This window comes from Sphingobacterium hotanense (assembly GCF_008274825.1).
Lineage (GTDB): Bacteria > Bacteroidota > Bacteroidia > Sphingobacteriales > Sphingobacteriaceae > Sphingobacterium > Sphingobacterium hotanense.
The window spans coordinates 2,374,260-2,386,751 of sequence record NZ_CP030848.1 but is presented as its reverse complement, the minus strand read 5'-3'; the positions used below and the strand labels follow the sequence as shown (position 1 = coordinate 2,386,751).

Annotated in this window: 7 protein-coding genes; 6 read left to right on the top strand and 1 reads right to left on the bottom strand. The window is 41.6% G+C overall.

All coding sequences use genetic code 11. The features are described from left to right. Positions 1–8: 8 nt before the first annotated feature. From DSM08_RS09920 to DSM08_RS09895, 6 genes are all read left to right on the top strand, one after another. On the top strand, positions 9–1,691 hold the full coding sequence (locus DSM08_RS09920; protein ID WP_149526007.1) for a RagB/SusD family nutrient uptake outer membrane protein: 1,683 nt from the start codon (positions 9–11) through the stop codon (positions 1,689–1,691). Between the two features lie 4 nt (positions 1,692–1,695). Then, on the top strand, positions 1,696–4,167 hold the full coding sequence (locus DSM08_RS09915; RefSeq protein WP_149526006.1) for a hypothetical protein: 2,472 nt from the start codon (positions 1,696–1,698) through the stop codon (positions 4,165–4,167). Then, positions 4,160–5,116 carry a hypothetical protein gene (locus DSM08_RS09910; RefSeq protein WP_149526005.1) on the top strand — a complete coding sequence of 319 codons (957 nt, stop codon included), beginning with the start codon at positions 4,160–4,162 and terminating at the stop codon, positions 5,114–5,116. The genes DSM08_RS09915 and DSM08_RS09910 overlap by 8 nt, the downstream gene beginning before the upstream one ends. Further along, positions 5,103–7,007, top strand: coding sequence for an FAD-dependent oxidoreductase (locus DSM08_RS09905; RefSeq protein ID WP_149526004.1), 1,905 nt, complete (start codon positions 5,103–5,105; stop codon positions 7,005–7,007). Before DSM08_RS09910 ends, DSM08_RS09905 begins: the two co-directional genes overlap by 14 nt. Positions 7,008–7,101: 94 nt before the next feature. Continuing rightward, the gene (locus tag DSM08_RS09900) at positions 7,102–8,943 is read left to right on the top strand and encodes a carbon starvation CstA family protein (protein WP_187773828.1); all 1,842 of its coding nucleotides are present in this window, start codon (positions 7,102–7,104) and stop codon (positions 8,941–8,943) included. Positions 8,944–8,958: 15 nt separating this feature from the next. Further along, positions 8,959–9,420, top strand: coding sequence for a DUF1398 domain-containing protein (locus DSM08_RS09895; protein WP_149526003.1), 462 nt, complete (start codon positions 8,959–8,961; stop codon positions 9,418–9,420). A gap of 638 nt (positions 9,421–10,058) precedes the next feature. On the opposite strand, the gene katG is transcribed toward DSM08_RS09895, so the two are convergent. Beyond that, positions 10,059–12,341: a catalase/peroxidase HPI gene (gene katG / locus DSM08_RS09890; RefSeq protein WP_149526002.1), complete on the bottom strand. Its 2,283-nt coding sequence runs from the start codon at positions 12,339–12,341 to the stop codon at positions 10,059–10,061. Positions 12,342–12,492 lie beyond the last annotated feature (151 nt).

Here is a 12,492-nt window from a genome sequence, read left to right as displayed (position 1 = left end):
CTAAGGTCATGAAAAGTAAAATAATATATTTGGTTTTGTCACTGTTTCTGTTTTCATGCCAGAAGCTTGACTTAAATCCATTATCTCAAGGTTCTAGTGAAACTTGGAATTCTGATGCTGATGAGCTCATCATGTCTCTCAATGATTTATATAGAGAGGCCCTATGGATTAAAGACGTCGACGATTGGACGGACGATTGGATTTACCGAGATGGATTAACTGATATAACGAATGCGACGATAAATGGTCAATCGGCGTTCGTTACTAGTGGTTGGCAAAATACCTACAAAGCGATTGCTAGAGCTAACACAGTGCTTGAAGGTATGGATCGAGCTGCAGATATTTTACCCGAATCACAGATAAATGGTTATAAAGCAGAAGCAAGATTTGTTCGTGCGGCTATGTATTCATTTTTATTGAGTCATTATAGAAATGTCGTTTATCTGGATAAAACATTAAGTATCGAGGAAGCAAAAACGATAGGTCAAATGAATCCAGATGAATTATTAAAGAAAATTTATGAGGATTTCGATTTCGCAATTACCCATTTAAAAAGTTCGTATAGCTCATCGGAAGTGAAGCGTGCCACCAAGGGTGCAGCGATGGCACTGAAAGCGCGTATTGCTCTTTACATGGGCGATTTTGCGACCGCGAAAGAAGCCGCATCTGCATGTATAGCTTTAGGATTATACAACTTGCACTCGGATTACTCAGCGTTGTTCCTCTCGAAAACTAAGCAATCGCCCGAATCAATCTTTCTTTTGCCGCGCTCGATTACTTTAGGAGTAGCATTAGGAGATCGCCAAAATTATATTCCGCGCAATAATGGTGGATGGGCTGCAAAGGATCCTTCATGGGACTTGTTTTTCTCTTACTATTGTACAGACGGTTTACCAGTAGACGAATCTCCGCTTTTCAATCCTAAGAATCCATTTGAAAACCGAGATCCTCGTTGTGAAGCTACAATTGTTCCATTCGATCAGCCGTTTTTAGACATAATCTACACACCGCATCCTTTAGCTTTGAAGACTAAAAGAGTATCTACAGGTCAAGAGATTACAAACAATGACAATAGGGCTGTCGCACAATATGCTTCATTTAATGGATTGGTTTGGAGAAAAGGCGTGGATTCAGATTGGCTTCTAAATTCTTGGCGGATTGAACCCGATAATATAATAATTCGCTATGCAGACGTACTCCTGATCTATGCGGAAGCTAAAATTGAGTTGAACGAAATTGACCAATCGGTATTAGATGCTATAAATCAAGTGAGGGCTAGAGCTTATAAAGTTGATAAATCTTCTACGAATTATCCTAAAGTTACTACAACTGCGCAAGCAGAACTCCGAAAAATTCTTCGTAGCGAACGAAGAATGGAGTTTGCGCTAGAGGGACTTCGCTATATGGATATCATCAGATGGAAAATCGCCGAGAAGGTCTTAAATAAACCAAATTTTGGTTTGTTAGATCCTGCAGACCTAGTTTCTAAGGTTGTTAATACCGGTAAATGGTTTTTACCAACTGCACCGCCTATTGATGAAGATGGCTCACCAGATTTTTCTGGATTCTATAGTCAGGGTTTAATCAAACAAATAGCAATTAGAAAATTCGACGCAAAGAAGCAATATATATGGCCAATACCGTCAACGGAAGTACTAACGAGTGGGTTAAATCAAAACCCAAATTATTAGCATTATGATAAAAGAAAATATTAAGATCTTATTTTTAGGAATTTCGTTTTTAAGTAGCAATCTATTGTTTGCACAACAAAAAAGCTTTAGCGGAATTTACCCTAATCTAGCAATGTACAATGATGAAGGTGAGTGCGGGACTGGTGCCGTTGTACCTTGGAATGATAAGCTGTATGTGATAACTTATGGGCCGCATTTACCCATTGGATCGTCCGATAAATTGTACATCATTGACAAATCAAAAAAACAACATGTCTACGAAGGAAGCGTAGGAGGTACGCCCGCGAATCGTATGATCCATAAAGAAACCAATAGTCTCTTTATTGGGCCTTACGTTATAGATAATAAAGGCGTTGTTACTACTATTTCACCATTCGATATGCCCGGACGTCACACTGGTTTAGCTAGGCATTTAACAGACCCAAAGAAGAAGATATATTTTGCGACAATGGAGGAAGGATTTTATGAGTATGACCTTACCTCAAAGAAAATTACTGAACTGTACACTGATGTTAATTTAAAAAGCGAAAGCTATTTAAAAAAGCTCCCAAAGTATCAGAATAAAAAACAGAATTTTGCTGATTTATTTGGCGCACATGGAAAAGGAGTGTATAGCGGACAAGGTGTTCTTGTCTATTCAAATAATGGCGAGTCTGGCGAAAAGGCTTTAAAGCAATATGATATACCAGCAGGCTCTCTATCTGAATGGGACGGTAAGTCTTGGAAATTAGTCCGTAGAAACCAGTTTGTTGAAGTTACAGGTCCAGGTGGAATCTACGGAAATAATGCAGACAACGATGCAATTTGGGCGACCGGTTGGGATCATAAATCAGTCTTGCTGGCGGTGAGAGATTCAAAAAAAGGTTGGTCTTTTTATAGACTTCCGAAAGCAAGCAGGAGCTACGACGGTGCTCACGGTTGGAATACAGAATGGCCGCGAATTCGCGAAATTGGTGACAGTAATGGTGATTATTTGATGACGATGCACGGAATGTTTTGGAAATTCCCTAAATCATTTACTTCATCAAACGCAAAGGGGATTAGGCCACGTTCATCATACCTTAAAGTTATTGGAGACTTCGCGAAATGGAATAATCAACTTGTATTTGGTTGCGATGACTCTGCACAAAAAGAATTTTTAAATAAAAGAAAGATCAAAGGAAATCTGGAAGGTGCTGGCCAATCTAATTCAAATCTATGGTTTGTCGATGAAGCTCAATTGGATTACTTCGGCTCGACAACTGCCGAGGGTGCTGTTTGGATAAATGATTCCTTGACAGAAAACCTAGTTTCAGAGCCGTTTCTCTTAGCTGGTTGGAAAAAGCGAAATATTTGGTTAAAAAATCATAATAATAAACCTGCAAAATTTGATCTGGAAGTAGACCTTGTCGGGAATGGAAAATGGACTCCTTACAAATCAATTAACGTAGCTGCTAACCACTCTATCAGCGAAGAAATGCCGGTTGATATCAAAGGCGAATGGATTAGGATTAAGGTTAGTGATTCTGGGAACTATTCTGCCATGTTTTCTTATCAAGGTGAAAACCTAGCAATTAAAGAGCTTGATTTATTTAACAACTTGTCGAAAATTGGAGATAACGAGTATTTGGGAGCATATCTGTACGCTTTAGGAAATAACCAGCGAAAATTGGGTGTTCTCTCAGGAAAAATTCAAGGTGAAACTTTTAATACAACTGGTTACTATGAGCTTAATAGTGATATGGAGCTAAAACCTGTTAATAATTCGGGAACCGTTGAAATCATTAAAAAGAACTTTGAAATTCCGAATGACTTGGTTAGTGTCGAGGAAAGTTCCGTTTTGGTCGTTGATGATCTTGGACGAAGATGGCGATTTCCTAAATCAAAGGCCGCCTTTGACAAGCTAACGCGAAACGGTCTTACTAGATTAGCAAGGGAAGTAGCGACAGAGAGAGATTTGATGAATTTACATGGTACTTTTTTTGAACTTCCGGCAGAAAATGCCGACGGATTTGCAAAAGTTAGACCAATAGCGAGCCATGATATGGCGATACATGATTTTGCATCATATCGCGGATTGTTGGTTTTATCTGGAGTAAATCCAAAAGGAGATCAGGATAATATAATTCGGTCCGAGGACGGAAAAGCAGCTGTATGGGTCGGTGCAATTGATGATCTTTGGAAACTAGGGAAGCCAACAGGAAAGGGCGGGCCGTTGAGCAATACAAGCGTAAAAGCGAATGAAGTTAGTGATCCCTATCTTTTTGGATTTTACGATAAACGTAACATAGAATTATCTCATAATCTTCAGGAAGCCGTAGATTTCAAAATTCAACTTGATCCTTCGGGAAATGGAGAATGGTTCGATTATAAAACAGTTAAGGTTTTAGGTAATAAATCTGAACATTTTGTTTTCCCGTCAAACGTTGAAGCAAGATGGATGAGAGTCATCCTAAATAAAGCATGTAAGGCTAGTGCTATTTTGACATATGAATAGAATATTATTAATTGTTGCAATTGTGGGTTGTAATCTCTTTAATGTCGCGGCCCAATCTTGGACTGCCCTCAGCAAAGAGCAAGAACCCGTATTGACTCACACAGTTAATGATACCCTCAGTTTCCCTGTGTTTGTAGTTGAAGACCCTAGCACTAAAACTTTATACTACGGTACTCAACTACAAACCAATGTCTGTAACGACCAGATTTGTCTACCGATCGTGGTGAACCTATTCTGGGATCTATTGGGCAATTATCATCATTTCAGCAAAGAGGAGGATTTCCACTTCACAAAATTCGATCACCAGTATTTCGACCAAAAAGATTACGAGCGCTTGCAGGGCATCCTAATCGATAGCTTATCTCCCTTGCGTGATTACGACGTGGAAGATTTGCTGGATAAAGATGGAAAGAAATATTCTTTAGAAATCGACGCTGTGACGAAGCCTACTTCGCCCTTGTTTTCCAATGTAACAGTGCCAGGTGCCTTATACACCGTTTATACGCTTTGGCATATCGTCAATGGGCCGATTAAGCAGGAGCTACATGCGCTTGCGAATCAACAGTATCAGAAACGGAACTGGCAAAGCTATTTTGCGAAGTCGGAAATACCCGTTTATCAGGAATATTTCTTAAAGCATTTGGAGCCTACGGAAGCCACGAAGTATAAAGAAGAGATAATCAACCTTCTTTTTGCCCAAGATGACTTTATACCACACTACGCTATCGATGTTTTGGAAGCGGATGTGCTAAAAGATCCCAATCAATACAATTCTATCTTGAAACAATTGGATAGAATGAAACCACATGTAATAACTGAAATTATAAACTCTATTTCTGCTGCAAATGAGGAAACAAAAAGCATTTTAACAGCTTTTAGGGCAACTGAAAAGGCATCTCCCAAGCAGAAAGAACTAATCGCAAAAATTTTAAATTATGAAAAACAATAGAAGAGACTTTTTAAAAGCCATAGGAATTGGCTCTGGAGCTTTACTGGTGGATCCTGTAATTGCAAAATCACTCAGCGAGAAGCAAATTATAGAAAGTGAGCTGAAAGGACCAGAATCAGTATTTGCTATCCGTAATTTAGAAACCGACTATCTCGTAGCAGGAGGAGGGATGGCGGGCTTCTGTGCCGCGCTCGCTGCTGCTAGAAATGGTTTAAAGGTAATATTAATTCAAAATCGATCGAGATTAGGTGGCAATGCCAGTTCCGAGATACGTATGCATATTTGTGGCTCCACTGCTCTAGGACAAGTGTGGAGAGAAACAGGCTTGCTCGAAGAGGTGATGTTGACCGAATCGCATATCAACCCGCAGCGTTGCTGGGAAATGCTCGACTATGTGATGTATGATAAAATCGTATCGAATCCGAATATCACCTTATTGTTTGACAGCATGCTTTATAATGTCAAAACAAAAGGGAAGAAGATTGATGAAATACAAGCCTACTGTTCACAAACTGAAGAAATATACAATGTAAAGGCAAAGTACTTCGCCGATTGTACAGGCGATGGAACATTGGCAGCATTGGCAGGCGCGGAATTTATGCGCGGTCGTGAAGCAAAATCTGAATACAACGAAGCCCTCGGACTCGATGTACGCGACGATATCACGATGGGAAACAGCCTTCTCTTCCAATCGCAAAAACATGATAAACCTATGCCGTTTAAAGCACCTAGCTGGGCTCGAAAATATGAGTTCTCCGACTTTAAGCATCGTAGAATCCATTCCTGGGAGTACGGTTATTGGTGGATTGAGTTGGGTGGATTGGAAAATATTGTACATGATGGTCAAAAGATTCGCCACGATTTGATGGCGGTCGTATTTGGTGTATGGGATTACATCAAGAATTCCGGAAATCATCCCGAATCTGCAAACTGGGCTTTATCTTGGTTTGGATCCATCCCTGGAAAAAGAGAAAGCCGTCGCATTACCGGAGATTATGTCATGACACAAAACGATATCTTGAAACAAGAAAACTTCGAAGATCGCGTAGCCTATGGTGGCTGGCCATTGGATGACCACCTGCCGGCAGGGATGGACGATACTTCGCTCAGCCCATTCCGATCCATCGCTCTGAAAGGACCGTACTCTATACCATTACGTAGTTTGTACAGCAAGTCCTTCGACAATTTAATGATGGCCGGAAGGAACGTATCTGTATCTCATATCGCCCTTTCTACAACCCGTGTGATGGCAACCTGTGCGACGATGGGACAGGCGATCGGTACCGCAGCTGCCTTCTGTGTGAAGGAAAATCTGACTCCGCGAAAGCTATATGAAAACAAAGCAAAACTTAAAGAATATCAGCAGATTCTACTACGCCAAGATCAAGCGATACTGAAGGTGAAAAATGAAGATAATCTGGATTTGGCAAGGCAAGCAAAGGTTACTGCTTCTTCTGAACTAGCGGGTTTCGAAGCGAAAAAAGTTATCGATGGTTATAACCGTGACGTGCAAGATGGTGATAGCCATCAATGGCGAGCGAGCCTAGCTTCTGGCGAGCAATATATAGAGCTTAGTTGGAGCAAGCCTCAAAACTTGAAATCTGTAGAATTTACTTTCGATTCGGGTCTTAACCGTCATTTACGTTTATCCGGAGAAGCGAGTGTGATGAAAAACCAGAAGCGTGGACGACAGCCTGAAATGCTAATGGACTATAACCTAGAATTGTACAATGGCAGCACACTGGTGAAGAAAGAAGAGGTAACTGAAAATATCTTACGCAAAGTCGTACATAGCTTTGATGGTATCTCGGCAGATCGCGTCCGTTTAGTTGCAAAAAAAGCACAGGAAGACGAAAATGCACGCGTTTTTGAAATCAGATGTTATGCATAACAAATAATTCTGCTTAAATTTAGACCACAATGGAGAGCTTTACCTAAACCGTTTGCTCTCCATTTTTGTAATTGAACTACCAAAAAGAAAAATTATGATCGACTTAAATGGGATTAATGCGCTGACATTGATCTTTGCCTCGCTGCTTATTTTTGCTATTGCCTATCGATTCTATGGAATCTTTCTTGCCAATAAGGTGCTGCGATTAAACGCTAAAATTACGACACCCGCTGTCGAGTTTGCCGATGGACAAGACTATGTAAAAACAGATAAAAAGGTATTATTCGGACACCACTTCGCTGCCATCGCTGCCGCAGGACCGCTTGTAGGACCCGTTTTAGCCGCGCAGTTCGGTTATCTGCCAGGCGCCTTATGGATATTGATCGGCTGCGTATTGGGGGGTGGTGTGCACGATATGGTTGTTCTTTTCGCCTCCGTAAGGCATAAAGGGGAAAGCTTAGCGACCATTGCATCTAAGGAAATCTCTAAACCTATTGGTACAATTGCCGGACTTGCTGTATTGTTTATCTTGATATTAACCCTTGCGGGATTATCCCTTGCTTGTATTTCGGCAATGCACGAAGCGCCATGGTCCCTATTTACCATTATATTAACGATGCCAATTGCTATTATTATGGGGCTCATCATGCGTTATAGAGAAGGTTCAGTAACGTTTGCCAGTATCTTAGGCGGTGTACTTTTAATTGTCGGTATTATTTCAGGACATAACTTGATGGAGATGCCTGCCATCGCGAACCTGTTCAATTGGAGCATCGGCACCATATCTATTGCTATAGCTGTTTATGGTTTCTTCGCATCGGTATTGCCAATCTGGTTGCTTTTAGTGCCACGCGATTATCTATCTACTTACCTCAAAATCGGAACCATATTGATGTTGACCGTAGGGATTATCTTTGTTGCTCCAACCATTCAGATGCCTGCCTTTACGAGTTTTATTCATGGTGGTGGCCCAGTTATCGGGGGGCCGGTTTTACCGTTTATTTTCATTGTGATCGCGTGTGGTGCTATCTCCGGTTTTCACGCTATTATTGCTACCGGTACAACACCGAAGATGCTCGGCAATGAGCGTGAAATACTTTTTGTAGGCTATGGTGCGATGCTGGTAGAAGGCTTTGTCGCATTAATGGCTCTAATTGCTGCTTGTACATTAATGCCTGGAGATTATTTTGCAATCAATACACCTGTTGCTGCTTACGATCAATTCCTAGCCATGCATCCGGAATTACATGCAGTGGATTTACAACATTTTATCGACCGAATCGGTATTGATCTGCATGGAAGAACGGGAGGAGCCGTTTCTCTTGCTGTGGGTATGGCGCATATCTTCGACAAGGTTCCGTTTATGGACAACGTCATGGCCTACTGGTACAACTTTGCGATTATGTTTGAAGCGGTATTTATTCTAACAGCCATTGACGCCGGAACACGTGTCGGACGTTTCTTCCTTCAGGAAATGCTTGGCTCAGTAATTCCAGCATTTAAAGATAAGAACTGGTGGCCTGGTGTTATTCTATGTAGTGCTATCTTCACCTTCTCCTGGGGCTATCTGGTGTATACGGGCAACGTAAGCAGCATATGGCCATTATTCGGGATATCAAATCAATTGCTTGCTGCCTGCGGTCTGATCGTTTGTACAACGATGCTGATTCGTATGAACAGGAAGAAATACGCGCTCTGCGCCGCTATCCCCGGAATATTTATGGCAATCATCACTTTTTGGGCGGGCTATGTACAGGTGAAAGACATATATTTGCCAAATGAACAATACCTATTGGCGAGCCTTGCCGGAATAGCCATGCTGTTGATGGGAATTGTTTTCATCGGAACCTTTATCCGCTGGTCGCAACTGTTTAAAGTGAAAGAGCTGAAAGTTGATATGTATGGCGAAGAGGTAAAGGAACTGGTAGAAAGATAATCACACACATACTAAATGTTTACAATCCAACAAATTGATGACGCTCATGCGAAAGTAAAAACGGGTGCTGACTTCCCTAAGTACATCCAGGAAATCAAAGAATTAGGTGTAACCGCCTTTGATTTCCTGGTAAGCAATGGGGTAGAGGTTTACTATGGCGAAGAACCTTTTAAAGCAAATTCGCCCGTAAAATATGATCCCCTAAATATCAACGAAAACTTAAATGTTCAGCAATTTGCAAAGGAACTAAAAGAGCATCAAGAAGGAAAAACAGATTTTCCATACTTTGTGAAAATGTGCGCTGTCAATGGAATTGCTTCCTGGAAGGTGGATTTGGAAGAATATACTTGTACTTACTTTGATCTGGAAGGGGAAGAGGTGTTGCAGGAAGAGATCCCTGGGAACGGAGATGGTACTAACTACTATTCTGAACCAGGAAAGGAAGGATTTAAGGATTGGCAGGATCGGACTTCATAGGTCTTTATACTAAGTACTAACTACTAACTACTATTCTGAACCAGGAAAAAAAGGATTCAAGGATTATCAGGATCGAGAATAGCGTCGCATGACGAGGGTGATAGCGTACGTATCAGGAGACGTTTAGTGAAACGTCCCTACGCGGTTCGTCATAATTACCACCTATATAGTTCAAAACTGCATAGACGCCAATGCGTAGAAACACATCATACCCGATCCTGAGAATCCTTGAATCCTTTTTTTCCTGGTTCAGAAACAGCCACTTTTTTTCTTTCAACGTGATCCTGATAATCCTTGCATCCTTCATCACACACCATACCCGATCCCGACAATCCTTAAATCCTTCCTTTCCTGGTTCAAGACCACTATTTATACCAAAGGAAAGGACAAGACACCAAACTCTTATATCTAATATCTATCATCTCAAATCTCAATTCAACTCAGTCCCAATATAAAGCCCTTTCAAACCCACTGTATAACCAATTCAGAACCCTTTCCAAAGGGCTAAACAATGGTTAAACATTGGGTCTACATAGTCATTCACCCAAACCAGTTAGGAACAAAAAAGCTGTACCATCTTTTGACGGTACAGCCCATTTTAATTACAAAAAATTATATTATGAAAATTATATTACAAGCTACTTTTTGATATCAAAGCGGTCAGCGTTCATTACTTTGTGCCATGCTGCAACGAAATCTTTAACAAATTTATCGTTAGCATCTGCTGAAGCATAAACCTCTGCAACTGCTCTTAATTCGGAATTCGATCCGAACAATAGGTCGTTGCGTGTTCCTGTCCATTTTACAGCGCCAGTTTTGCGGTCTCTGCCTTGATATAGCTCTTTGTCTGGACCAACGGCTTCCCATGCAGTATTCATGTCTAATAAATTCACAAGGAAATCGTTAGTTAATTGACCAGGTCTATTGGTGAATACACCATGCTTAGAACCGTCGTAGTTAGTTTCTAATACGCGCATACCTGCCAATAACACAACCAATTCAGGAGCTGTTAGAGTCAACAACTGTGCTTTGTCGATTAATAATTCCTCAGTGGATACCGTATATCTAGCTTTCTTGTAGTTACGGAAACCATCAGCAATAGGCTCTAAATAACCTACGGATTCGATGTCCGTTTGTTCTTGGCTGGCATCCATACGTCCCGGAGTGAATGGAACAGTAATCTGTACGCCTGCTCTTTTAGCTGCTTCTACAATACCGGTAGCACCTGCAAGGACGATCAAGTCAGCTAAAGACACTTTCTTACCATCGGCTTGTCCATTGTTGAAAGCAGTTTGGATTCCTTCTAGGGTATTCAATACTTTCTGCAGTTGAGCAGGATTGTTTACTTCCCAATCTTTCTGAGGTGCTAAGCGAATACGTGCGCCATTAGCTCCACCGCGTTTGTCAGAACCGCGGAAGGTAGAAGCTGACGCCCATGCTGTCGATACCATCTCGGCAATCGTTAATCCTGAATTCAAGATGTTGGCTTTCAATGCTGCGACATCATCTGCATTAACCAGTGGATGATTTACTGCAGGGATTGGATCTTGCCAAATCAGCTCTTCTGTAGGTACTTCAGGACCTAAGTATCTAGACGATGGTCCCATATCGCGGTGCGTTAATTTGAACCATGCACGTGCAAATGCATCTGCAAATAGATCAGGGTTTTCGTAAAAGCGTCTCGAGATCTTTTCGAATTCAGGATCTACACGAAGGGTGATATCTGTTGTCAACATCGTTGGACGTTGCTTTTTGTTCGGGTCGAATGCATGAGGGATGGCGTCTTCTGCATCTTTTGCTACCCATTGGTGTGCACCAGCAGGACTTTTAGTTAATTCCCACTCATAGCTGAATAGATTCTCGAAGAAATTATTGCTCCATTGGGTCGGAGTTGTTGTCCATGTTACTTCTAATCCACTTGTAATGGCATCTGCACCAACGCCAGAGCGGAAGCTGCTTTTCCAACCTAGACCTTGCAGTTCCATATCGGCTGCTTCTGGCTCTTTACCTACATTGTCTGCAGGACCCGCACCGTGTGTTTTACCGAAGGAGTGACCACCAGCGATCAATGCTACGGTTTCTTCATCATTCATCGCCATACGGCCAAAGGTATCACGAATATCTTTTGCCGCAGCAAGTGGATCCGGGTTACCATCCGGACCTTCTGGGTTTACATAAATAAGACCCATTTGCACCGCTGCTAGCGGATTTTCTAAGTCTCTGGAGTGAATTTTTCCGTCGGCATCATCGTCTGCTGAAAGTACGCCGTGTGCTTCTTCGACGCCTTCAGATCCATGTGAATAGCGGACGTCGCCCCCTAACCATGTTTTCTCTGATCCCCAGTATACATCTAATTCCGGTTCGAAAACATCCTCACGACCGCCGGCATAACCAAAGGTTTTGAAGCCCATAGATTCTAATGCGACGTTACCAGTAAGGATCAATAAATCGGCCCAGGAGATTTTCTTGCCGTATTTTTGTTTGATAGGCCATAATAGACGACGTGCCTTATCTAAGCTTACGTTATCTGGCCAGCTGTTTAAAGGTGCAAAACGTTGCTGTCCGGCTCCTGCACCCCCACGACCGTCGCCAACACGATAAGTTCCGGCGCTATGCCATGCCATACGGATAAATAGGGGACCGTAATGTCCGAAATCCGCAGGCCACCAGTCCTGAGAGTCGGTCATTAAATCATGAAGGTCTTTTTTTACTGCTGCTAAATCTAAACTTTCAAATTCTTTCGCATAATTAAAGTCAGCATCCATTGGATTAGACACATTTGAGTTTTGGCGAAGGAGTTCGATTTTTAGTCTATTGGGCCACCATTCCTGGTTGGAAGTGCCATCACCTGCAACCTTAATTTTGTTCATACTGCCATTATGAAATGGGCATTTGCTGATGTCGTTTGATCCGTTTTCCATTTGTGTAATTTTCTATTGAATGTTTTTATTCATTGTGTCTTATTTGGTCATTATAAGCGCATTAACGATTGTTGCGTACCTCTTTTGTAATCGCTTGATTAAAATTACCAAAAAGAACGCAAAGAATAATTATAGATTAGGCTTAAAGTAT

What these genes read in the sequence shown, in the direction of transcription:
- DSM08_RS09920 (WP_149526007.1), top strand. Translation starts at nt 9, where the DNA reads ATGAAAAGTAAAATAATATATTTGGTTTTGTCACTGTTTCTGTTTTCA.
- DSM08_RS09915 (WP_149526006.1), top strand. Translation starts at nt 1,696, where the DNA reads ATGATAAAAGAAAATATTAAGATCTTATTTTTAGGAATTTCGTTTTTA.
- DSM08_RS09910 (WP_149526005.1), top strand. Translation starts at nt 4,160, where the DNA reads ATGAATAGAATATTATTAATTGTTGCAATTGTGGGTTGTAATCTCTTT.
- DSM08_RS09905 (WP_149526004.1), top strand. Translation starts at nt 5,103, where the DNA reads ATGAAAAACAATAGAAGAGACTTTTTAAAAGCCATAGGAATTGGCTCT.
- DSM08_RS09900 (WP_187773828.1), top strand. Translation starts at nt 7,102, where the DNA reads ATGATCGACTTAAATGGGATTAATGCGCTGACATTGATCTTTGCCTCG.
- DSM08_RS09895 (WP_149526003.1), top strand. Translation starts at nt 8,959, where the DNA reads ATGTTTACAATCCAACAAATTGATGACGCTCATGCGAAAGTAAAAACG.
- katG (WP_149526002.1), bottom strand. Translation starts at nt 12,341, where the DNA reads ATGGAAAACGGATCAAACGACATCAGCAAATGCCCATTTCATAATGGC.